The 21947-nt window shown below is 70.9% G+C and carries 20 protein-coding genes; 9 read left to right on the forward strand and 11 right to left on the reverse strand.

Annotated elements, in window-relative coordinates; all coding sequences use genetic code 11:
* Positions 1-5: 5 nt before the first annotated feature.
* From DWB77_RS11025 to DWB77_RS11055, 7 genes are all read right to left on the reverse strand, one after another.
* Positions 6-485, reverse strand: a complete 480-nt coding sequence (locus tag DWB77_RS11025) for a hypothetical protein (RefSeq protein WP_120721098.1) — start codon at positions 483-485, stop codon at positions 6-8.
* A 286-nt stretch (positions 486-771) separates the two neighbouring features.
* A complete protein-coding gene (locus tag DWB77_RS11030) occupies positions 772-2193 on the reverse strand; it encodes an NAD(P)/FAD-dependent oxidoreductase (RefSeq protein WP_428985116.1) in 1422 nt (473 codons plus the stop codon).
* A 29-nt stretch (positions 2194-2222) separates the two neighbouring features.
* On the reverse strand, positions 2223-3026 hold the full coding sequence (locus DWB77_RS11035) for an ABC transporter permease (protein ID WP_120727651.1): 804 nt from the start codon (positions 3024-3026) through the stop codon (positions 2223-2225).
* Between the two features lie 8 nt (positions 3027-3034).
* Positions 3035-3949 (reverse strand): ABC transporter permease, encoded by a 915-nt coding sequence (locus tag DWB77_RS11040; RefSeq protein ID WP_120721099.1) that lies wholly within the window; start codon positions 3947-3949, stop codon positions 3035-3037.
* Positions 3946-5097, reverse strand: coding sequence for an ABC transporter ATP-binding protein (locus tag DWB77_RS11045; protein ID WP_120721100.1), 1152 nt, complete (start codon positions 5095-5097; stop codon positions 3946-3948). Before DWB77_RS11045 ends, DWB77_RS11040 begins: the two co-directional genes overlap by 4 nt.
* Positions 5098-5225: 128 nt before the next feature.
* The gene (locus tag DWB77_RS11050; protein ID WP_120721101.1) at positions 5226-6503 is read right to left on the reverse strand and encodes a polyamine ABC transporter substrate-binding protein; all 1278 of its coding nucleotides are present in this window, start codon (positions 6501-6503) and stop codon (positions 5226-5228) included.
* A 51-nt stretch (positions 6504-6554) separates the two neighbouring features.
* Positions 6555-8090, reverse strand: a complete 1536-nt coding sequence (locus DWB77_RS11055; protein WP_120727652.1) for a gamma-aminobutyraldehyde dehydrogenase — start codon at positions 8088-8090, stop codon at positions 6555-6557.
* Between the two features lie 181 nt (positions 8091-8271).
* On the opposite strand from DWB77_RS11055, the gene DWB77_RS11060 reads away from it, so the two are divergent.
* A complete protein-coding gene (locus DWB77_RS11060; RefSeq protein ID WP_120721102.1) occupies positions 8272-8835 on the forward strand; it encodes an NADAR family protein in 564 nt (187 codons plus the stop codon).
* 100 nt (positions 8836-8935) lie between these two features.
* Here DWB77_RS11060 and DWB77_RS11065 read toward each other — a convergent pair whose 3' ends face one another.
* Positions 8936-9661, reverse strand: coding sequence for a DUF4190 domain-containing protein (locus DWB77_RS11065; RefSeq protein ID WP_120721103.1), 726 nt, complete (start codon positions 9659-9661; stop codon positions 8936-8938).
* 138 nt (positions 9662-9799) lie between these two features.
* Here DWB77_RS11065 and DWB77_RS11070 point away from each other — a divergent pair, with 138 nt between their 5' ends.
* Both DWB77_RS11070 and DWB77_RS11075 read left to right on the forward strand, forming a co-directional pair.
* A complete protein-coding gene (locus DWB77_RS11070) occupies positions 9800-10831 on the forward strand; it encodes an adenosine deaminase (protein ID WP_120721104.1) in 1032 nt (343 codons plus the stop codon).
* Positions 10832-10943: 112 nt separating this feature from the next.
* Positions 10944-11630: a glycerophosphodiester phosphodiesterase gene (locus tag DWB77_RS11075; protein WP_120721105.1), complete on the forward strand. Its 687-nt coding sequence runs from the start codon at positions 10944-10946 to the stop codon at positions 11628-11630.
* Positions 11631-11645: 15 nt separating this feature from the next.
* Here DWB77_RS11075 and DWB77_RS11080 read toward each other — a convergent pair whose 3' ends face one another.
* The 3 genes from DWB77_RS11080 to DWB77_RS11090 form a co-directional block, all read right to left on the reverse strand.
* Positions 11646-12176, reverse strand: a complete 531-nt coding sequence (locus tag DWB77_RS11080; RefSeq protein WP_120721106.1) for a hypothetical protein — start codon at positions 12174-12176, stop codon at positions 11646-11648.
* Between the two features lie 59 nt (positions 12177-12235).
* Positions 12236-13429: an ABC transporter substrate-binding protein gene (locus DWB77_RS11085; RefSeq protein ID WP_120721107.1), complete on the reverse strand. Its 1194-nt coding sequence runs from the start codon at positions 13427-13429 to the stop codon at positions 12236-12238.
* Positions 13430-13611: 182 nt separating this feature from the next.
* A complete protein-coding gene (locus tag DWB77_RS11090; RefSeq protein ID WP_120721108.1) occupies positions 13612-15051 on the reverse strand; it encodes a gamma-aminobutyraldehyde dehydrogenase in 1440 nt (479 codons plus the stop codon).
* A 192-nt stretch (positions 15052-15243) separates the two neighbouring features.
* Here DWB77_RS11090 and DWB77_RS11095 point away from each other — a divergent pair, with 192 nt between their 5' ends.
* The 6 genes from DWB77_RS11095 to DWB77_RS11120 all read left to right on the forward strand — a co-directional run bounded on the left by DWB77_RS11095 (position 15244) and on the right by DWB77_RS11120 (position 21695).
* Positions 15244-15789: an Lrp/AsnC family transcriptional regulator gene (locus DWB77_RS11095; RefSeq protein WP_174248534.1), complete on the forward strand. Its 546-nt coding sequence runs from the start codon at positions 15244-15246 to the stop codon at positions 15787-15789.
* Positions 15774-17153 (forward strand): aspartate aminotransferase family protein, encoded by a 1380-nt coding sequence (locus DWB77_RS11100; RefSeq protein WP_120721110.1) that lies wholly within the window; start codon positions 15774-15776, stop codon positions 17151-17153. The genes DWB77_RS11095 and DWB77_RS11100 overlap by 16 nt, the downstream gene beginning before the upstream one ends.
* 171 nt (positions 17154-17324) lie before the next feature.
* Positions 17325-18062, forward strand: a complete 738-nt coding sequence (locus DWB77_RS11105; RefSeq protein WP_120727654.1) for an ABC transporter ATP-binding protein — start codon at positions 17325-17327, stop codon at positions 18060-18062.
* A complete protein-coding gene (locus DWB77_RS11110) occupies positions 18044-19201 on the forward strand; it encodes a hypothetical protein (protein WP_120721111.1) in 1158 nt (385 codons plus the stop codon). Before DWB77_RS11105 ends, DWB77_RS11110 begins: the two co-directional genes overlap by 19 nt.
* Positions 19202-19514: 313 nt before the next feature.
* The gene (locus tag DWB77_RS11115) at positions 19515-20657 is read left to right on the forward strand and encodes an LOG family protein (protein WP_120721112.1); all 1143 of its coding nucleotides are present in this window, start codon (positions 19515-19517) and stop codon (positions 20655-20657) included.
* Between the two features lie 123 nt (positions 20658-20780).
* Positions 20781-21695 carry a hypothetical protein gene (locus tag DWB77_RS11120; protein ID WP_120721113.1) on the forward strand — a complete coding sequence of 305 codons (915 nt, stop codon included), beginning with the start codon at positions 20781-20783 and terminating at the stop codon, positions 21693-21695.
* Positions 21696-21947 lie beyond the last annotated feature (252 nt).

Consider the following 21947-nt stretch of genomic DNA (forward strand, 5'->3'; position numbering starts at 1 on the left):
CCCGCTCAGCCCTCCGCGTCCCGCTCCCGCCTGTTCCCCTCCCGCGCGATAGCGGCCGCCGCCTCGTGCATCGCCAGCTCCAGGACGCCGGGGTCGATGAGGGTGCCCGAGCCGTCCGGCGGCACCAGCCAGCGCGTCCCGGCGCTCGCCCGGCCGGGGTGGGGCACCACGATCCAGGTGCCTCGGCCCGCGCCGCGCACCCCGGTGCCGAGCCAGCGCGCCGCCGTGCCGGGGGGCACGAAGAAGCCCAGCCGCGCGTCGCCGAAGTCGGCGAGCACGGGGCCGGGCCGGTCCACGAGCCGGGCCAGCACGTCGAGCGTCGGGTGCCCGAGCTCGCCCGGCAGGATCAGTACGTCCCAGCGCCGGCCGGCCGGCAGCAGCGCGACCCCGTGGGGGTTGCGCTCCCATTCCCACCGGCAGGCGTCGGGATCCGGCGCCACCGACGCCAGCCATTCCACCGCGCTCTTTGCCCCCGAGGCAGTCATTGCCGTCCTCCGATCCGAACCGCTCCACTGGGCACAGCCAGTGCGTCCACGAGGGAGAGCGGTCCCGGGCCGGGGTATGACGCGACTTCGGCCACCCATCGGTGGTGAGCCGGGGCACAGCATGATCCACAGGGGTGCGCCCCCGGCGTGACCGGGGGCGCACAAAATGATCAAGCCCTCAACTGCCAGGCGCCGAAGGCCTGTTGACAGGTCGCCCAGCCTGTTGACAGGTCACCCAAGGGGGCTGTTGGCGGGTTCAAGGGCCCCTGTCGGCGGGCCCGGGGGCTCAGCTGTCGAAGCCGAGGCCGATCCGGTCCATCGCCTTGAGCCACAGATTGCGCCGACCGCCCCGCTCGTCGGCCCGGGCCAGCGACCACTTGGTGAGCCCGATGCCCGCCCAGGCGACCGGCTCCGGCGGGAACGGCAGCGGCTTGGTGCGCACCATCTCCAGTTCGGTGCGCTCGGTGTGCTCCCCCGCCAGCAGGTCGAGCATCACATCGGCGCCGAAGCGGGTCGCCCCCACCCCGAGCCCGGTGTATCCGGCGGCGTACGCCACCCGGCCGCCGTGGGCGGTGCCGAAGAACGCCGAGAAGCGCGAGCAGGTGTCGATCGCACCGCCCCAGGCATGGCTGAAGCGCACCCCCTCCAACTGCGGGAAGCAGTGGAAGAACTGCTCGGCGAGCTTGGCGTAGGTCTCCGGCCGGTCGTCGTACTCGCTGCGCACCTTCCCGCCGTAGGGATAGACCGCGTCATAGCCGCCCCACAGGATCCGGTTGTCGGCGGAGAGCCGGAAGTAGTGGAACTGGTTGGCCGCGTCCCCAAGGCCCTGGCGCCGCTGCCAGCCGATGGAGGCGAGCTGGGCCGCGGTCAGGGGCTCGGTCATCAGCGCGTAGTCGTACACCGGCACCGTGTACGGGCGCAGCCGTTTGACCAGCGAGGGGAAGACATTGGTGCCGAGCGCGACCTGCTCGGCGCGGACCTTGCCGTACGGGGTGCGCACGCCCATGCCGGCGTCGAGCCGGGCCAGCGAGAGGCCCGGCGTGTGCTCGTAGATCCGTACGCCGAGATCGAGGCAGGCCCGCTTCAGGCCCCAGGCGAGCTTGGCGGGGTGGAGCATGGCGACGCCGTCGCGGTCCCAGAGCCCGCCGAGGAAGGTCGGCGAGTCGACCTCGGCGCGCACCTGCTCCGCGTCGAGGAGTTCGAGCCCGCCGAAGCCGAGCGCGGTCGCCTCCTCGTACATCTCGTGCAGCTCTTCGAGCTGGTGGGGCTCGGTGGCCACGTCGATCTCGCCGGTCCGCTCGAAGTCGCAGTCGATGGCGTAGCGGTCGACCGCGGAGCCGATCGCGTCGAGGTTGGCCGCGCCCAGCTCCTCCAGCCGGGCCAGCTCGTCGGGCCAGCGGGCCAGGCCGTTGCCCAGGCCGTGGGTCAGGGAGGCGGCGCAGAAGCCGCCGTTGCGGCCGGAGGCGGCCCAGCCGATCTCCTTGCCCTCGATGAGGACGACATCGCGGCCGGGCTCGCGCTCCTTGGCGATGAGCGCGGTCCACAGCCCGCTGTAGCCGCCCCCGACGACGAGGAGGTCGCACCTCTCGTCGCCGGTGAGCGCGGGCAGCGCCTCGGGGCGGCCGGGGTCCTCCAGCCAGAACGGAACGGGCTTGGCGCCCGCGAGAGATTTCGTTGCCGCACTGCTCATGGCACGGGTCACGGCCATGATTTCAACTCCCTCAGGAACTGCGTGGGTTACGCTTTCGCGCTGTTCTTGCGCCGGGTCGCGATGACTTGTCCGGCGGCGACCACCACGACGGCGATGATGAACATGGCCGTCCCGATGACGTTGATCTGCACGGGCGTGCCGCGCTGCGCCGAACCCCACACGAACATGGGGAAGGTCACGGTGGAGCCCGCGTTGAAGTTGGTGATGATGAAGTCGTCGAAGGAGAGCGCGAAGGCGAGCAGCGCGCCCGCCGCGATGCCGGGCGAGGCGATCGGCAGCGTCACCCGCCAGAACGTCTGGACCGGGCCCGCGTAGAGATCGCGCGCGGCCTCTTCGAGCCTCGGGTCCATGGACATCACCCGGGCCTTGACGGCGGTGACGACGAAGCTGAGGCAGAACATGATGTGGGCGATGAGGATCGTCCAGAACCCGAGCCGCGCACCCATGTTGAGGAAGAGCGTCAGCAGGGACGCGGCCATCACGACCTCGGGCATCGCCATCGGCAGGAAGATCAGCGAGTTGATCGCGCCGCGCGCCCGGAACCGGTAGCGGACCAGAGCGAAGGCGATCATCGTGCCGAGCACGGTCGCGCCGATGGTGGCCCACAGGGCGATCTGGAGCGAGAGCGAGAGCGAGCCGCACATGTCGGCGACGCCGCACGGGTCCTGCCAGGCGTCGGTGGAGAACCGCGTCCAGGAGTAGTTGAAGCGCCCGTTCGGCTTGTTGAACGAGAACACCATGACGACGGCGTTCGGCAGGATCAGATAGGCGAGCGTCGCGAGCCCCGCGATGACCACGAGGTTGCGGCGCAGCCACTTGAGAATGGGCATGCGACTCATCAGACCAAGTCCTCCGTGCCGGCTCGGCGGATGTAGACGGTGACCATGACCAGGACGATCGCCATCAGGATGAACGAGAGGGCCGCGGCCGTCGGATAGTCCAGGACGCGCAGGAACTGCGACTGGATGACGTTGCCGACCATCTTCTGGTCGGTGGAGCCAAGCAGTTCGGCGTTGACGTAGTCACCGCTGGCCGGGATGAACGTGAGCAGCGTCCCCGAGACCACGCCCGGCATCGACAGCGGGAAGGTGACCTTGCGGAAGGTGGTGGCCGGCGTCGCGTACAGATCGCCGGCCGCCTCGTGCAGCCGGGAGTCGATGCGCTCCAGGGAGGTGTACAGCGGCAGGACCATGAACGGCAGGAAGTTGTAGGTGAGTCCGCACACCACGGCCATCGGCGTGGCGAGGACCCGGTTGCCCTCGGTCCAGCCCAGCCAGCTCGTGACGTCCAGGACGTGCAGCGCGCCGAGGGCGTGCACCACCGGGCCGCCGTCGGCCAGGATCGTCTTCCAGGCGAGCGTGCGGATCAGGAAGCTGGTGAAGAACGGCGCGATCACCAGGACCAGGACCAGGTTGCGCCAGCGGCCCGCCTTGAAGGCGATCAGATAGGCCAGCGGATAGCCGAGCAGCAGACACAGCAGGGTCGCCGTGCCCGCGTAGAGCAGGGAGCGCACGAACTGCGGGTAGTACTCCTTGAAGGCGTCCCAGTACGTCTGGAAGTGCCAGGTGACCTGGAAGCCCTTCTCAAGTGAGCCGGTCTGTACGGAGGTTGAGGCCTGGTACACCATCGGCAGCGCGAAGAACACGATCAGCCACAGGATGCCGGGCAGCAGCAGCCAGTACGGGACGAGCCGCTTGCGGGTGGAGGACTTGCGCACGGGCAGCTCCGCGGGCGCCTCGGCCAGGGCGGTCACGCGGCGTCCTCGACCTTCTCGACGCCCGCGTCGATGGCCTGGTCCGCGTCGAGTCCGAAGGTGTGCGCCGGGTTCCAGTGCAGGACGACCTCGGCGCCGGGCACGAGCCGGCTGTCGCGCTCGATGTTCTGCTCGTACACCGAGAGGCCCTTGCCCGCCGGGGAGTCGATCAGGTACTGGGTGGAGACGCCGATGAAGGACGAGTCGAGGATGCGGCCGGTGACGCGGTTGCGGCCCGCCGCGATGGTGTCCTCGTCGTCGCGGTGGGCGAGCGAGATCTTCTCGGGGCGTACGCCGACGAGGAGCTTGCCACCGCCGGCGGTGGGGGCCGAACATCGCCCGCCGGGCAGCCGGAGTTTGGCGCCGCCCGCGCTGACCACCAGGTCCTCGCCGCCGGCCTCGACGACCTCGGCCTCGATGAGGTTGGAGGTGCCCAGGAAGTTCGCGACGAAGGTGGTCCTGGGGTTCTCGTACAACTCGGCGGGCGCGCCGAGCTGTTCGACGCGGCCGCCGTTCATCACCGCGACCGTGTCGGCCATCGTCATGGCCTCCTCCTGGTCGTGGGTTACGTGCACGAAGGTGATGCCGACCTCGGTCTGGATGCGCTTGAGTTCCAGCTGCATCTGGCGGCGCAGCTTGAGGTCGAGGGCGCCCAGCGGCTCGTCGAGGAGCAGCACCTGGGGGTGGTTGATGAGCGCGCGGGCGACCGCGACGCGCTGCTGCTGGCCGCCGGAGAGCTGGTGCGGCTTGCGCCGGGCGAAGTCGCCGAGCTGCACGAGCTCCAGCATGTCGTCGACCTGCTTCTTCACCGACTTGATGCCCCGTCGGCGCAGCCCGAAGGCGATGTTCTCCGTGACGTCCAGGTGCGGGAAGAGGGCGTAGGACTGGAAGACGGTGTTCACCGGACGCTTGTAGGGCGGCAGGTCGGTGACGTCCTTGTCGCCGAGGAAGACGGTGCCGGTGGTCGGCTCCTCAAGGCCGGCGATCATGCGGAGCGTGGTGGTCTTGCCGCAGCCCGACGCGCCGAGCAGGGCGAAGAACGAGCCCTGGGGGACGGTCAGTTCGAGCGGGTGCACGGCCGTGAAGGAACCGTACGTCTTGCTGATCCCGGTGAGGCGAACGTCGCCGCCGGCGGTGCTGTCAGTCATGGGTGGGGTCCCAGGGGGTCGAAGGGGGCTCATGGAAAGGGGGCTCAGCGCCCTGAAGGGGCGCGGGGAACTGCGCGACCAGCCACGACGCACCCGCACCCAGAAATCTCGCGCGCCCAGCGGAGCGCTCACGCTCCGATGAGCTTGGAGAACTTCCGCTCGTACGCCGTCTCCTCGGCCTCGCTGAGCGAGCGGAAGGAGTGGGACTTCGCGGCCATCGCCCGGTCCGGCAGGATCAGTTGGTTCTGGGCGAGCGCCGGGTCGATCTTCGCGAGTTCGTCGCCGACCCCCTCGACCGGGCACTGGTAGTTGATGAACGCGGCGAGCTTGGCGGCCACGGGCAGCTCGTAGTAGTAGTCGATGAGCTTCTCGGCGTTGCTCTGGTGCCGGGCCTTCGCCGGAACCAGCAGGTTGTCGCTCGAGGTCATGTAACCGGCAGCGGGAATCGCGTACTTGATGTCCGGGTTGTCGGCGCGCAGCTGGGTCACGTCGCCGCCCCAGGCGACACAGGCCGCCAGGTCGCCCTTGACCAGGTCGCCGGTGTAGTCGTTGCCGGTGAAGCGGCGGATCTGCTTGGTGTCGACGCCCTTCTGGAGCCGGCCGATCGCCGCGTCGAAGTCGGCGTCGGTGAACTTGGCGGGGTCCTTGCCGAGGTCGAGCAGGGTCATCCCGACCGAGTCGCGCATCTCGGACAGGAAGCCGACGCGGCCCTTGAGGCTCGGGTCGTCGAGCAGCTGGGTGATCGAGTCGACCTTCTTGCCGCCGGTCGCCTTGGCGTTGTAGGCGATGACGGTCGGGATCCCGGTCCAGGGGTAGGAGTAGGCGCGGCCGGGGTCCCAGTCGGGCATCCGAAACTGGGGCGCCAGATTGGCGTAGGCGTGCGGCAGATGGGCCGGGTCGAGCTGCTGCGCCCAGCCGAGCCGGATGAGCCGGGCGGCCAGCCAGTCGGTGAGCACCATGAGGTCGCGGCCGGTGTCCTGGCCGCCCGCGAGCTGGGGCTTGATCTTCCCGAAGAACTCGACGTTGTCGTTGATGTCCTCGGTGTACTTGACCTGGATCCCGGTGCGGCGCGTGAACTCGTCCAGCGTCGGGTGGTGCTTCTTGTCGTCGCTGATGTCCATGTACTGGGTCCAGTTGGAGAAGTTGACCTCCTTCTCCTGGGCGGAGTGGTCCGCGTTGGACGGCCCGGCGCCGTTCTCCTTGGTGGCCGCCGGGATGCCGCAGGCGCTCAGCGTCGCGAGGCCGCCGACGGTGAGCGCGCCCGTGCCCGTGGCGCGCAGCAGCGAACGGCGGGTCAGGGCGCCCCGTCCGTTGGTCAGGCTGCGCCGGATGGCGGCCAGTTGGGCCCCGGAGAGAAGGCCGCTGTCCGTGCCGGTGGAGGGGAGGTCGGACTCGTACTGCTCCATGCGCTGTATGCCCTTTCGGGTGGGTTCGGAGGCCTGGTCGGGCCGCCTCTGCTATCGGTCCCCGAAGATCGTGCGGTGCCAGTCCTTCGCCGCGACCGCGCTGTTGTCGTACATCACGTGCTTGACCTGCGTGTACTCCTCGAAGGAGTACGCCGACATGTCCTTTCCGTAGCCGCTCGCCCGGTAGCCGCCGTGCGGCATCTCGCTGAGGATCGGGATGTGGTCGTTGACCCAGACGCAGCCCGCCTTGATCTCGCGGGTGGCCCGGCCGGTGCGGTACACGTCGCGGCTCCAGACGGAGGCGGCGAGGCCGTAGGGGGTGTCGTTGGCGAGGGCGAGGCCCTCGTCGTCGGTGTCGAAGGGCAGCACCACCAGGACCGGGCCGAAGATCTCGGCCTGGACGACCTCGCTGTCCTGGGCTGCGTCGGCGATGAGGGTGGGCCGGTAGTAGGCGCCCCTGCCCTCGGGGGCCTCGCCGCCGGTGACGATCCGCGCGTAGGCGCGGGCCCGCTCCACGAAGGCGGCGACACGGTCGCGGTGGGCGTACGAGATCAGCGGGCCGAGGTCGGTGTCCTCGCGGAACGGGTCGCCGAGGCGGACGGTCTCCATCAGGGCGGCGACCTGCTCGACGAACGCCTCGTACAGCGGGCGCTGGACGTAGGCGCGGGTGGCGGCGGTGCAGTCCTGGCCGGTGTTGATGAGGGAGGCGGCGACCGCGCCGTGCACGGCGGCCGTGAGGTCGGCGTCGTCGAAGACCAGGAAGGGGGCCTTGCCGCCGAGCTCCAGATGGAGCCGCTTGACGGTCCGCGTGGCGATCTCGGCGACCCGCTTGCCAATGCCGGTGGAGCCGGTGAAGGACGTCATCACGACGTCCGGGTGCCCGACCAGGTGCTCGCCCGCGTCCTTTCCGGCACCCGAGACGATGTTGACGACCCCGTCCGGGATGCCGGCCTCGGTGGCGGCCTGGGCGAACAGGAGCGAGGTGAGCGGGGTGGTCTCGGCGGGCTTGAGGACGATGGTGTTGCCCGCCGCGATCGCCGGGAGGATCTTCCAGGCGGCCATCTGGAGCGGGTAGTTCCAGGGCGCGATGGAGCCGATGACGCCGAGCGGTTCCCGGCGTACGTAGGAGGTGTGGTCGCCGGAGTACTCCCCCGCCGATTTGCCCTCCAGGTGCCGGGCCGCGCCCGCGAAGAAGGCCGTGTTGTCGATGGTGCCGGGCACGTCGAACTCCCGGCTCAGCTTGATCGGCTTGCCGCACTGGAGGGACTCGGCCCGGGCGAACTCCTCGGCGCGCTCCGCGAGGACGCCCGCGAGCCGGTGCAGGGCCTCGGAGCGCTCGCCGGGGGTGGCGCCGGACCAGCCGGGGAAGGCCTCCTTGGCCGCGGCGACCGCGGCGTCGACGTCCGCGGGGCCCGCGAGCTCGTAGGTGTGGACCGTGTCGCCGGTCGCCGGGTCGACGATCTCCTGGTGGCGCCCGGAGGTGCCCGGGCGCAGCCGCCCGCCGATGTACTGGGCGCCCGCCGCGAAGCGGTCCTGCGCCGGGAAGCGGTCCTCTACGGGGAAGCGATTGCCGGTGTCGGTGTCCATGTCGCCCACGTTCTTCGTAGCTCCAGCTCGATTTGAGTGCCGATCCTGACAGAGGTACATCCGGCCAACAAGTGATTCCGTTGTTGCCTTTTGGTTACGCGACGGAATCTGTCGACCATGTGTCGCGTCACGGCCCACCTGGCCCGACGGAGTGTCAGTGGCGCGTGCCAGACTCGCGTGCATGACGGGGATCACGGGGGACCGCGCGCCACTGGACGAGCTGATCGCGCAGGTCACGAACGGTACGCGGATCAAGTTCCTGCACTTCTGGGGACACACGCCGCGGCGGGACGGGTCGCTCGGCCCGAGTTGCTTCAGTCAGTGGTGGCCCTCGCCGTTCACCGTGGACGACGTCGAGTACGCGACGGCCGAGCACTGGATGATGGCGTCCAAGGCGCGCCTGTTCGGGGACGCCGAGGCGGAGCGGGCGGCGCTCACGGCGGCGAACCCGGCGCTCGCGAAAAAGGCGGGCCGCATGGTCCGCGGCTTCGACGAGGCGGCGTGGCGGCGGGAGCGGTACGGCATCGTCCTGGCCGGCAGCCTGCACAAGTTCGGCGAGGACGAGGCGCTGCGGGACTACCTGCTCGCCACCGGGGACCGGGTGCTCGTCGAGGCGAGCCCGCTGGACCGCATATGGGGCATCGGCCTGGCGGCGGACGCCCCGGAGGCCGAGGATCCCAGGCGGTGGCGGGGCCTCAACCTGCTGGGCTTCGCCCTGACCGAGGCCCGCGAGCGACTGCGCTGACCGGGACCGGCTCCGTCCCGGCGGAGGAGCCCGGTGTACGGGCCCCTTGCCGGGACGGAGTGCGGTGCGGCGGCTCAGCGGTGGGTCGGGAGGCTGCTTCTCAGCGGGCCGAGTGGCTCAGCGACAGGGAGTCCGAGTAGTCGTAGTCGTCACTGCTGGAGTGCGAGGGCGCGTTGACCACGATCACGATCATGAGCACGAGGATCACGGCGCCGATGACTATGCCGACGATGCCCATGATGATGCCCGCCAGGGCCTGGCCCCGGTTGTTGGCCTCACCGCGGGCGACCCGGCCCTTGCCGAGGAACCCGAAGATCAGCGCGAGCGCGCCGAGGACGATGCCGCCGATACCCCAGGTGCAGATCATCGCCACACAGGCGACGATGCCGAGCACCATCGAGGCGGTGCCGAACCCGTTCTGCGGTGGGGTCCCCCCGGTCCAGCCCTGGTAGCCGTAGCCGCCCTGCTGGTTCGGGTACGCGGGGTAGCCCTGGGCGGGCTGCTGCGGGTAGGCGGGGTAGCCGTAACTTCCGGGCGCCGCCTGGCCGGTCGCGGGCGGCGGGATCGGGGCGCCGAAACCGGGAGCAGGCTGCGTGCCCGGAGCCGGCTGCGCGGGCGCACCCTGGTAGGGGCCCTGCGCCGGGGCGCCGCCGGGGGCTCCCGCGGGCGGGGCGCCGTTGGGGCCCGTGCCGGGAGCGCCGGGCATCGCGATGACCGTCTGCTGGTCGTGCACCGGCGGCTTGTCCAGCGGGACCTTGTGCTCCGGCGGAGCCCAGGGGTCGCGGGACTCCGGGCCTCCCGACGGCTGCTGCGTGTTGTCTGACATGGGCCTCCCCCATCGTGGTTCCGTCATGCTACGGCCCCGGGTTCCGGGCGGGTCCGCCCGGCCTACCATGATCCCCGACCGGCGAAGGGCGCCCGACGCCGACCGCGAGGACCCTCGCGGCAGACCCCTGGAGGACCCATGACCGATCTGCACCCCTTCATCGCGGGGCTGCCCAAGGCCGAGCTGCATGTGCACCACGTCGGCTCGGCCTCGCCGCGCATCGTGGCCGAACTGGCCGCCCGGCACGCGGATTCGAAGGTCCCCACCGACCCCGAGGCGCTCGCCGACTACTTCACGTTCACGGACTTCGCGCACTTCATCGAGGTCTACCTCTCGGTGGTCGACCTGATCCGCACCCCGGAGGACGTGCGCCTGCTCACCTACGAGGTGGCCCGTGACATGGCCCGGCAGAACATCCGCTACGCCGAGCTGACCATCACGCCCTTCTCCTCCACCCGCCGGGGCATCGACGAGCGCGCCTTCATGGACGCGATCGAGGACGCCCGCCGGGCCGCCGAGACCGAGTTCGGCACGGTGCTGCGCTGGTGCTTCGACATTCCGGGCGAGGCGGGCCTGGAGGCCGCCGCCGAGACCGCCCGCCTCGCCACCGAGGACGGGGTGCGCCCCGAGGGCCTGGTCTCCTTCGGCCTGGGCGGCCCCGAGATCGGGGTGCCGCGCCCGCAGTTCGAGCCGTACTTCGACCGGGCCATCGCGGCCGGCCTCCACTCGGTGCCGCACTCGGGGGAGTCCACCGGCCCCCAGTCGATCTGGGACGCGCTGATCGACCTGCGCGCCGAGCGCATCGGCCACGGCACCAGCGCCACACAGGACCCGGCGCTCCTGGCGCACCTCGCCGAGCACCGGATCGCCCTGGAGGTCTGCCCGACGTCCAACCTGGCGACGCGGGTGGTGGCCAACCTGGACGAGCACCCCGTGAAGGAGATGGTGGCCGCGGGCGTCCTCGTGACCATCAACAGCGACGACCCGCCGATGTTCGGCAGCGACCTCAACAACGAGTACGCGGTGGCCGCCCGTCTGCTGGACCTCGACGAGCGGGGCGTGGCGGATCTCGCCAAGAACGCGGTCGAGGCGTCCTTCCTCGACCCGGCGGGCAAGACGAAGCTCGCGGGCGAGATCGACGACTACACCACGAAGTGGCTCGCCCGCTGAGAACCCGCCCGCGACCAGCAGGGCCAGGGCACGCGACCAGCGGGGCCTGGGCACGAGGCCCCCGCCCCGCCGCCGGCTGGCCGCACCCGTCACGGCTACGCACAATGACCCCATGCGCACCGTGACAGTCGTGGCCCACCGCGGCGACCCGTACCGCGTCCGTGAGAACACGCTCCCCTCCATCGCCTCGGCCCTGGAGCGGGGCGCGGACGCGGTCGAGATCGATGTCCGCACGACCCGGGACGGCGTGCCCGTCCTGTTGCACGACGAGACCCTGAAACGGCTGTGGGACTTCGACCGCCCGGTGTCCGAGCTGCCGTACGCGGAGGTGCGCGAGGTGACCGGCGGCGGGGTGCCCACGCTGCGCCAGGCGCTGATGGCGGTCGGCGCGCACCGGGTGCTGCTCGACCTGCCGGGCGCCACCGAGGAGGCGGTGCGCGCGGTGGTGGGCACGGTCCGCGAGTGCGGGGCCGGTGAGCGGGTGTACTACTGCGCGGGGCCGGTCAACGCGCTGCGGCTGCGTGCCGCGGACCCGGGCGCCGAGCTCGCCCTGAACTGGACGAAGCCCTCGCTGCCCAGGCCCTCGCTGGTCGACGCCATCAAGCCGCGCTGGCTCAACTACCGCTTCGCGCTGTTGAGTTCGGACCTGGTGGCGCACATCCACCGGGGCGGTCTGCTGGCCTCGGCCTGGACCGCCGACACCGCGCGCACCCAGCGCCGCCTCGTCGGCTACGGCGTGGACTCGATCACCACCAACCGGCTGGACGCCCTGCACAAGGTCCTGGCCGGGCGGCGGTAGGGGTGACCGGGCTCCTCACGACGGAACCGGCACCGCCGCGGGAGCCCACTGCCCCACCATCGCCTCCAGGGCCTTGATCTTGCGCCGCACCACATACAGCGGGATCACCCCGAACACCCCGAAGGACATGTCGATCACCGACCACCAGAAGGGAATGCCCCGGACCGGCCCGCAGATCAGCGCGAGCGGGATCACTCCCGCGCAGGCGATCATCCCGAACTCGACGACCCACACGTTGCGTACGGGATCGCGCGCCACCCCGTAGAAGGCGACGGCGATCACGAGGTGCGCGAAGGCGAGCCAGTCCGTCCCGTACAGCAGGAACGGATACTCGGTGTCGGCGGAGTCGAGCCCCGCCCGCACCCGGTCGATCCACCCGCTCAGCCCCGGCAGCCACTCCCCCACCGGGGTGTGCCGCAACAGGGACTGCGTCCAGCGCAGTTCATGGACCAGGGGGAAGGCCGTGAGCCCGCTCAACACGAGACAGACGACGAACACGACCAGCCACACGCGTATACGCCTCAACAGGGCGCTTCGCTCGCTCATACCCGCAGCGTACGCCCTGCTTGAACGCGTTCAAAACCGCCCTCCTCCCCCAACTCCCCCTACAGCCCCACGATCGCGTTCCAGCGCTTGGCGAACTCCGTGCGTTCCTCGGAGGTGATGTCCCGGGCGATGGCGAGACGCTTGCGCATCGTGTCGTCGGGGAAGATCAGGGGGTCCTCCGCCAGTTCGGCCTCGTCCTTGTCCTTGGAGGAGGCCAGCACCTCGCGGGCGGCCGGGACCGGGCAGACGTAGTTGACCGACGCGGCCAGTTCGGCCGCGACCTCGGGGTCGTAGTAGTAGTCGATCAGAGCCTCCGCGTTCGCCTTGTGGTGGGCCAGGTTGGGGATCATCATCGACTCCGCCCAGAGCTCCGCGCCCTCCTCGGGCACCACGAACTCGATGTCGGGGTTGTCCGCCTTCAGCTGGAACACATCGCCGCTGTAGGCCTGACAGGCCAGCACGTCGCCCTTGTTGAGGTCGCTGGTGTAGTCGTTGCCGGTGAAGCGCCGGATCTGCCGGTTCGCCACCTGCTTCTCGACCTGGTCGCACATCCGGTGGAAGTCGTCGGCGGTCCACTTCGTGATGTCGACGCCGTTGCCCTGCATGAGGAGGGCGAAGGACTCGTCCAGGCCGGAGAAGAGGGTCACCTTGCCCGCGAGCGAGCGGTCCCACAGATCGCTGACGTGCCGCAGCTCGCGTCCGAGCTTCTTCCTGTTGTACGCGATGCCGGTGATGCCGGACTGCCACGGGACGCTGTGCAGGCGCCCGTTGTCGAAGGCGGGGGTGCGCAGTTGGGGGTCGAGGTAGCGGGTGACGTTGGGCTGCTTGGCGCGGTCCATCTCCTGGACCCAGCCCAGCCGCACGAAGCGGGCCGCCATCCAGTCGCTGATCACCATCAGGTCCCGGCCGGTCTCCTGATGGTTCATCAGGGCCGGGCTGATCTTCCCGAAGAACTCGTCGTTGTCGTTGATCTCCTCGGTGTACGTGACGGAGATCCCGGTGGTCTTGGTGAAGGCGTCCAGGGTGGGCCGCTTGCCGGCGTCGTCGTCCACGTCTATGTAGAGCGGCCAGTTGGCGAAGGTGAGGGACCGCTCGTCGGCCGAGCGGTCGCGCCCGGCCCGCTCGCCCGGCGCCACATACGCCGCGGGGACCCCGCAGCCGGCCAGAGCCGTCAGCGCGGCGCCGCCGCCGAGGGCGCGCAGCAGGCTGCGGCGGGAGAAGGGAGTGCTGGCGCGGGGCGCGGTCGGTGGCATTCCCGCAGGATGCCCGCCCGCGCCCGCCCGCTTCAATGGACGCTGCGTCCAGCCCTGCGCCCCAGGCCTGACACCCTGTCGGGGCAGGCGGGTCAGCGTATCCGTCACGCCGGTCGGGGGACGGCAGCGAAAAGGGGCGGGGGATCAACTCCCCCGCCCCTGCGCGTCGTTCAGACCGTGGCTCAGCCCTCGATGGACGTCATCACGTGCTTGATGCGGGTGTAGTCCTCGAAGCCGTAGGCCGAGAGGTCCTTGCCGTAGCCGGACTTCTTGAAGCCACCGTGCGGCATCTCGGCGACCAGCGGGATGTGGGTGTTGATCCACACACAGCCGAAGTCGAGGTTCTTGGACATCCGCATGGCGCGCGCGTGGTCCTTGGTCCACACCGAGGAGGCGAGCGCGTACTCGACGCCGTTGGCGTACTCCAGGGCCTGGGCCTCGTCGGTGAAGGACTGGACGGTGATGACCGGCCCGAACACCTCGTTCTGGATGATCTCGTCGTCCTGCTTCAGACCGGAGACGACGGTCGGGGCGTAGAAGTAGCCCTGGTCGCCGACCCGGTGGCCACCCGCCTCGACCTTGGCGTGCGCGGGGAGGCGCTCGATGAAGCCGGTGACCTGCTTGAGCTGGTTGGCGTTGTTGAGCGGGCCGTACAGCACGTCCGCGTCGTCCGGCTGCCCGGTCTTGGTGTCGGCGGCGGCCTTGGCGAGCGCGGTCACGAACTCGTCGTGGATCGACTCGTGCACCAGCACACGGGTGGCGGCGGTGCAGTCCTGGCCGGCGTTGAAGTAGCCGGCGACCGCGATGTCCTCGACGGCCTTGGCGAGGTCGGCGTCCTCGAAGACGACGACCGGGGCCTTGCCGCCGAGCTCCAGGTGGACGCGCTTGACGTCCTTGGAGGCGGACTCGGCGACCTGCATGCCGGCCCGTACCGAACCGGTGATGGAGGCCATCGCCGGCGTCTTGTGCTCGACCATCGCGCGGCCGGTGTCGCGGTCGCCGCAGACGACGTTGAAGACGCCCTTGGGGACGATTGCGCCGATGATCTCGGCGATCAGGACGGTCGAGGCGGGGGTGGTGTCCGAGGGCTTGAGGACGACGGTGTTGCCCGCGGCGAGCGCCGGGGCGAACTTCCACACGGCCATCATCATCGGGTAGTTCCACGGCGCGACCTGGGCGCAGACGCCGACCGGCTCGCGGCGCACGATCGAGGTCAGACCCTCCATGTACTCGCCGGCGCTGCGGCCTTCGAGCAGCCGGGCCGCGCCCGCGAAGAAGCGGATCTGGTCCACCATCGGCGGCACCTCTTCGGTGCGGGTGAGCTCGATCGGCTTGCCGGTGTTCTCCGACTCGGCGGCGATCAGCTCCTCCGCGCGCTCCTCGAAGGCGTCCGCGATCTTGAGCAGCACGCGCTGGCGCTCGGCCGGGGTGCTGTCGCGCCAGGCGGGGAACGCCGCGGCGGCCGCGGCCATGGCGGCGTCGACGTCCTCCTGGCCGGAGAGCGGCGAGGTCGCGTACGCCTGGCCTGTGGCCGGGTTGACCACCTCGATGGTCCGCCCGTCGGCAGCATCGCGGAACTCTCCGTCGATGTAGTTGCGCAAACGACGCAGTTCGGTGGTCACTTCGCTGGCCTCCCGGTCCGTTGTCCGATGGATGAGTCCGATGGGTGAGACAACCCACCCTAATCGCTCAGGTGACGCTTTCGACAGACCCAACGCCCTCGAACTTCGGATTCAGTTCCCTGGACGTCACGGAACAACGAATTTCATCGCTTTGGGGTTGCGGGACGGACGAGTCGCGTGCACAGTGGCTTCGTGGCCAGCAGAAGCACAGACCCCAGGACCGGGGGCGGATCGCCCTCCCGTCTCCCGACCACCGCCCCTCAGGGGGACGCTGCCCGTCGCAGCAACGGAACGTCGATCGATGCCGTCTCCCTGGCGATCATCGAGCAGCTCCAGGAGGACGGGCGCCGCCCGTACGCCGCGATCGGCAAGGCCGTGGGCCTGTCGGAGGCGGCCGTGCGCCAGCGCGTCCAGAAGCTGCTCGACCAGGGCGTGATGCAGATCGTCGCTGTCACCGACCCCCTCACCGTGGGGTTCCGGCGCCAGGCGATGGTCGGCATCCGGGTCGAGGGCGACCTCGACCCCGTCGCGGAGGCCCTGACGGCCATGGCCGAATGCGAGTACGTGGTGATGACCGCGGGCTCCTTCGACCTCATGGTGGAAGTCGTCTGCGAGGACGACGACCACCTGCTCGAAGTGATCAACAAAAGGATCCGCGCGCTCCCCGGCGTGCGCTCCACCGAGAGCTTCGTCTATCTCAAGCTGAAGAAGCAGACCTATATGTGGGGAACCCGATAGCCGTGAGCAAGGACCTCAGCCGTACCGCCTACGACCACCTGTGGATGCACTTCACCCGCATGTCGTCGTACGAGAACGCGCCCGTTCCCACCATCGTCCGTGGCGAGGGCACCTACATCTACGACGACAAGGGAAAGAAGTACCTGGACGGCCTGTCGGGCCTGTTCGTCGTCAACGCCGGCCACGGCCGTCACGAGCTCGCCGAGACCGCGTACAAGCAGGCGCAGGAGCTGGCCTTCTTCCCGGTGTGGTCCTACGCCCACCCCAAGGCCGTCGAGCTCGCCGAGCGCCTGGCGAACTACGCCCCGGGCGACCTCAACAAGGTCTTCTTCACCACCGGCGGCGGCGAGGCCGTCGAGACCGCGTGGAAGCTGGCGAAGCAGTACCACAAGCTCACCGGCAACCACACGAAGTACAAGGTCATCTCGCGTGCGGTCGCCTACCACGGCACCCCGCAGGGCGCCCTGTCCATCACCGGTCTGCCCGCCCTGAAGGCGCCCTTCGAGCCGCTGGTCCCCGGCGCGCACAAGGTGCCGAACACCAACATCTACCGCGCCTCGATCCACGCCGACGACCCGGTGGCCTTCGGCCGCTGGGCCGCCGACCAGATCGAGCAGGAGATCCTCTTCGAGGGCCCCGAGACGGTCGCCGCCGTCTTCCTGGAGCCGGTGCAGAACGCGGGCGGCTGCTTCCCGCCGCCGCCCGGCTACTTCCAGCGCGTGCGCGAGATCTGCGACAAGTACGACGTGCTGCTCGTCTCTGACGAGGTCATCTGCGCCTTCGGCCGCCTGGGCACGATGTTCGCCTGTGACAAGTTCGACTACGTCCCGGACATGATCACCTGCGCCAAGGGCATGACGTCGGGCTACTCCCCGATCGGCGCCTGCATCATCTCCGACAAGCTCGCCGAGCCGTTCTACAAGGGCGACAACACCTTCCTGCACGGCTACACCTTCGGCGGCCACCCGGTCTCCGCCGCGGTGGGCCTGGCCAACCTCGACATCTTCGAGAAGGAGGGTCTCAACCAGCACGTGCTCGACAACGAGGGCGCCTTCTTCGACACCCTCAAGAAGCTGCACGACCTGCCGATCGTCGGCGACGTCCGCGGCAACGGCTTCTTCTACGGCATCGAGCTGGTGAAGGACAAGGCCACCAAGGAGACCTTCAACGACGAGGAGACCGAGCGCGTCCTGTACGGCTTCCTGTCGAAGGCGCTCTACGACAACGGCCTGTACTGCCGGGCCGACGACCGCGGCGACCCGGTCGTCCAGCTCGCCCCGCCGCTGATCTCCGACCAGAACACCTTCGACGAGATCGAGGGCGTCCTGCGCCAGGTGCTGACGGAGGCCTGGACCAAGCTCTGACCGTCCGTGCCCCGGCCCGGCCGCGCCCATCCGAGTGAGATGGGGGCGGCCGGGCCGCGTGCTGTGGGGACAGCCACACCCCAGTGCCTAGCGTGCCCAGTGACCGATCGGCCCTGCCTTCGTTCCCCCGTACGGGGAGCAGGAAATCTGATCTGAACCGAGGTGTGCACCATGGTGGCTCCGCCGGACAACGACGTGCTGTGGGCGCGTTCCCTGCACCACTCCCACAGCGGCTCTCCCGCCCTGACCGGGGTCAGCGTGGGGGTCCGCGAGGGCGAGATCCTCGCCGTCGGCGGCCCCCGCGGCTCGGGCAAGACGACTCTGCTGCGCTGCCTCTCGGGCACGCTCGTTCCCGACGAGGGCGAGGTCTGGTACAACAGCGGGCCCGTGCACACCCTGGGCCCGGTGGCCCGCGAACGGCTGCGGCGCGACCGCTTCGGCTGGATCGACCCCGAGCCCACCCTGGTCCCCGAACTGTGCGCGTGGGAGAACGCGGCCCTGCCGCTGCTCCTGCGCGGGGTGGCGCAGCGGACCGCGAAGAAGGCCGCCCTGGAGTGGCTGGAGCGCCTCGACGTCGACACCTGCGCCAAGAAGCGCCCGCACGCGCTGCTCCAGGCGCAGCGCCAGCGCGTCGCGATCGCCCGCGCCCTGATCACCGAGCCGGCCGTCCTGTTCGTGGACGAGCCGACCGCGACCCTGCACCGCGTCGATCGGGCCCAGGTGCTGCGCACCCTGCTCACCGCGGCCCGCTCGCACCGCATCACCACGCTGCTCGCCACCCACGACACGGACGTGGCGGCGCTGGCCGACCGCACGGTGGTCCTCATCGACGGGCGCCGCGTCAACTCCCGTGAAAACACCGGCACTTCGGATGCGGAGGGTATCGCCGCGTGCTCGCTCTCCGTCTAGCCCGCGGTACTCACCCCCTGGTCCTGCTGCGGCGCCTGCTGGTGTCCGCCGCCTCCGCCGGGGTCGGCTTCCTCCTGCTGTGCACGCTGGGTTACGCGGTCGGCCATCCCGGCAGCTCGGTGCTGAGGCTGCTGTGGTGCGCGGTTCCGCTGGCCGCCACGGTGTACTTCGCGGTCGCGGTGGCCCGCACCGACCCGAGCACCCGGCCCCGCCCCGGGCTCTCCGCGGTGGGCCTCGGGCCGGCCCGGCTGGCGGCGATCGCCGCCGCGTCGACCGCCGTCACCTGCACGCTGGGCTCGGCGGTGGCGCTCCTGGTCTATCTGCATCTGCGCGGCGACCTCAACGGGCTCCCCTTCGACGGGGCCGCCGCCGGTCTGCTCGCCGCCGACCAGCCGATGCCGGTGGCGGGCGCCCTGACCCTGCTCGCCGTCCTGCCGGTGACCGCCTCGGTCGCCGCCGGGCTCGCCCTGCGCCCGGGTGCCCGTCGCCCGGCCCCGGCCAGCGACCCGGTGCACCCCGAGGAGCCGGCGCCCGCGCCGTCCGGCCTGCCCTGGGGCTTCGCCCTCGTCACGGCGGGCCTCGCGGTCGAGACGTACGCCAACCGTGGCGCCCGGGGCTCCGCGTTCCCGATGCCGGGCCACCCCGAGGGCGCGCCCGCCGGGGTGCTCGGCGGGTGGGCCCTGACCGCGCTCGGCCTGGCGCTCGCCGGCCCCGCGCTCGCGCACTTCAGCGGACGGCTCCTGCAACTGGCCCGGCCCGGCGCGGCACGCCTGCTCGCGGGCCGGGTCCTGATGGCGGAGGCCCGCCGCATCGGGCGGCCCCTGGGTGTGGTGAGCGCGGTGGCCTCCGGGGCGATCGCGGCGGCCACCCTGTACGGCGACCGCGCGGGCCCGCACCCGTTCGGTCCGCTCACCGGGCTCGGTGCGGCGCTGGTGATGAGCTGCACGGTGGCCACGCTGCTGACCGCCACCCTGGAATCGCGCCACGCCCGCGCCCACACCACGGCGGCGCTCCTGTCCCTGGGCACTCCCCCGACGGTCCTGCGCACCGCCACGCTGCTGCGCGCCCTGGCCCTCCTGGCGGTGTTCGTCCCCCTGACGGTGACGATCGCGGAGGTGGCGGCGATTCCCCTGCGGTGACGCTCCGCGGGGGTGCGCGTTCCAAGCGAGGGGCACCCCTTGGGGCTCCGCCCCAAACCCCGTTCGCCCCTGAACGGCGCTCGTCCTCAATCGCCGGACAGGCTGAAGGTGCCCCCGCACCGAGCAGCCAAAAGACCTTGGGGCTCCGCCCCAAACCCCGATCGCGCCTGAACGGCGCTCGTCCTCAATCGCCGGACAGGCTGAAGATGCCCCCGCACCGAGTAGTTAGGGGCGCGGGGAACTGCGCAATAGGGCCCCGGGGCGTGGGCACCCCGCGCCGAAACCTCCCGCACCCCCCACCTAGCATGGCCCCGTGCCGGACACAGACAAGACACCCGCAGCCAGCGACACCGAGATCGAAACCCTCGCCGAGTTCGACACGGCCGTCGAGCGCACCGCACAGCCCGAACACGCCGGCCTCGCCGGCTACCGCGTGCAATCCCTCGACCTCACCACCCGCACGGCCGCCCTCCTCACCACCGACACCGCCGGTGCCGTCTTCCTCGGCTGTGCGATGGAGCCGGACGCGGTCGCCAAGGTCCGGGCCGACGGCGCCCTGGTCTTCCCCCCGGTGCCGCACCTGCCCTTCGACCCCTACCGGGGCGCCCTCTACTCCCCCGCCGAACTGTTCGAAGGCCTCGCGGCGGGCTATGAACGCACCCCGGACGCCCTGTCGTACGCCTGGTTCCAGCGGACCAGCACGGACGGCGACATCTTCTCCTCGATGCTGCGCTCCATCCACGACGACGCGGTCTCCGACGCGCTCGACGAACTCCTCGTCGGTGCGCGGGTGGTGGGCGTGATGGGCGGCCACGCGATGGCTCGCGGCACGGACGAGTACCGGGGCGCGGCCGTCCTCGGCCGCACACTCGCCCGCGCCGGTTTCACGGTGGCCACGGGCGGCGGCCCCGGCGCCATGGAGGCCGCGAACCTCGGCGCGTACGCGGCACCCTTCGACGACGCGATGCTGGACTCGGCCCTCGAACTCCTCGGCACGGAGCCCTCGTTCAGGCCGTCCGTGTCGCGCTGGGCGCGCGCGGCCTTCGAGGTGCGGACGAAGTGGCCGCGCGGCGGGACCTCGGTGGGGATCCCCACCTGGTTCTACGGGCACGAGCCGCCGAACGCCTTCGCCAACGCCATCGCCAAGTACTTCGCCAACGCCACCCGCGAGGACGGCCTGCTCGCCCGCTCCAACGCGGGCGTCGTCTTCCTGCCCGGCGCGGCCGGCACCGTACAGGAGATCTTCGACAACGCGACGCCGAACTTCTACGAGTCGCGGGGCACTCCGACGCCGATGGTGCTCGTCGACCGGGCGCACTGGACGGAGACCCTGCCGACGTGGCCGCTGCTCCAGGCGCTGGCGAAGGACCGTCCGATGGCGGCCCGGATCGCCCTGGTCGACTCGGTGTCCGAGGCGCCCGAGGCGCTGGCCCGCCTGTCCGGTCCGACCGGCTAGCGGCAGGGCCAACCGGAGCCGACACAGAACGATCCACCTTCCAGGCAACTCCCAAGCACAGGCAAACGTCTGGTAAAGCGGAGTGGGGCGAACCGGTTGCCCCCGCCAGGAACGGAGTGATCTGTGCTGCTCGGTCTGCTGACCGCCATCGCCGCCTCGGTCTGTTACGGCACGGGCTCGGTCCTGCAAGCCGTGGGGTCCCGCAAGTCCGCCCGTCGCGACGCGGCCGCCGCCGACCGGACCCAGCACGGCGGGCCCAGCCTCTCCTCCACCGCCAAGGCGGCGACGACGTGGGAGTTCATCGTCGGGACGGTCCTCGACTTCGTCGGGTTCGGCCTCGGCGCGCTGGCCGCCCGGCTGCTTCCGCTCTTCCTGTCCCAGACGGTGATCAGCGCCAACCTGGTCATCACGGCGGTGCTCAGCGTCAAACTCCTCGGCATCCGGCTGAGCCGCGCCGAATGGACGTCGATCGGGGTGGTCTGCTCGGCGCTGGTCCTGCTCGCCTCGGCCGCGGGTCACGAGGGCAGCGGGCACACCGCGCCGGCCCCGCACTGGTGGCTGCTGGCGATCTCGCTCGCCCTCATAGCCGGCGGCACGGTGGCGGTACGCCTCCTGGGCGCCCGGGCCGCGATCCTCGCGGGGCTCCTGTCGGGGCTCGGCTTCGGCGCGCTCGGCGTGGGCGTACGCATCCTGAACGGCATCGACCCCTTCGACGCCGGCGCGCTGCTCTGCGACCCGGCGCTGTACGCGATCGGGGTCGCCGGCATCGGCGGCATGTACCTGCACACGGTGGCCCTCCAGATCGGCTCGGTCAACGGCGCGACGGCGGCGCTGGTGGTGGGCGAGACGGTACTGCCCGGCGCGATCGGCGTCCTGTGGCTGGGCGACGCGTCCCGGGCGGGGCTGGGCTGGATGGCGGTCCTGGGGTTCGTCCTCGCGGTGGGCGGGGCGGTGGCGGTGGCGTGGTACGGGTCGGAGGGGGTCGCGGAGGAGGTCGGTGCGACCGGCACCCCCACACCGGCAAGCACCCCGACCTGACCCCCGGGCGCTTTGAACGGGCCGAGCTCCCTGGGGCTCCGCCCCAGACCCCACGGGTTCGCCCACCCACCCGCCCGTGCAGCGGGGTTGGACAGTTCCGGCCCCTGGGGCTCCGCCCCAGACCCCGGGCACCTCGCCCACCCACCCGCCCGTGCAGGGGGTTGGATGGTTCGGCCCCTGGGGCTGCGCCCCAGACCCCCGCGGGGGCTCCGCCCCCTGCACCCCGTTCGCGCCTGAACGGCGCTCGTCCTC

The organism is Streptomyces hundungensis, assembly GCF_003627815.1.
In the GTDB taxonomy this organism is placed as follows: domain Bacteria; phylum Actinomycetota; class Actinomycetes; order Streptomycetales; family Streptomycetaceae; genus Streptomyces; species Streptomyces hundungensis_A.

Bases quoted from the DNA above. Each gene is read 5' to 3' on its own strand.
- DWB77_RS11050 (WP_120721101.1), bottom strand. From the start codon at position 6,503: ATGGAGCAGTACGAGTCCGACCTCCCCTCCACCGGCACGGACAGCGGC.
- DWB77_RS11080 (WP_120721106.1), bottom strand. From the start codon at position 12,176: ATGAGCGAGCGAAGCGCCCTGTTGAGGCGTATACGCGTGTGGCTGGTC.
- DWB77_RS11045 (WP_120721100.1), bottom strand. From the start codon at position 5,097: ATGACTGACAGCACCGCCGGCGGCGACGTTCGCCTCACCGGGATCAGC.
- DWB77_RS11055 (WP_120727652.1), bottom strand. From the start codon at position 8,090: ATGGACACCGACACCGGCAATCGCTTCCCCGTAGAGGACCGCTTCCCG.
- DWB77_RS11060 (WP_120721102.1), top strand. From the start codon at position 8,272: ATGACGGGGATCACGGGGGACCGCGCGCCACTGGACGAGCTGATCGCG.
- DWB77_RS11085 (WP_120721107.1), bottom strand. From the start codon at position 13,429: ATGCCACCGACCGCGCCCCGCGCCAGCACTCCCTTCTCCCGCCGCAGC.
- DWB77_RS11075 (WP_120721105.1), top strand. From the start codon at position 10,944: ATGCGCACCGTGACAGTCGTGGCCCACCGCGGCGACCCGTACCGCGTC.
- DWB77_RS11025 (WP_120721098.1), bottom strand. From the start codon at position 485: ATGACTGCCTCGGGGGCAAAGAGCGCGGTGGAATGGCTGGCGTCGGTG.
- DWB77_RS11105 (WP_120727654.1), top strand. From the start codon at position 17,325: ATGGTGGCTCCGCCGGACAACGACGTGCTGTGGGCGCGTTCCCTGCAC.
- DWB77_RS11030 (WP_428985116.1), bottom strand. From the start codon at position 2,193: ATGGCCGTGACCCGTGCCATGAGCAGTGCGGCAACGAAATCTCTCGCG.
- DWB77_RS11035 (WP_120727651.1), bottom strand. From the start codon at position 3,026: ATGCCCATTCTCAAGTGGCTGCGCCGCAACCTCGTGGTCATCGCGGGG.
- DWB77_RS11065 (WP_120721103.1), bottom strand. From the start codon at position 9,661: ATGTCAGACAACACGCAGCAGCCGTCGGGAGGCCCGGAGTCCCGCGAC.
- DWB77_RS11070 (WP_120721104.1), top strand. From the start codon at position 9,800: ATGACCGATCTGCACCCCTTCATCGCGGGGCTGCCCAAGGCCGAGCTG.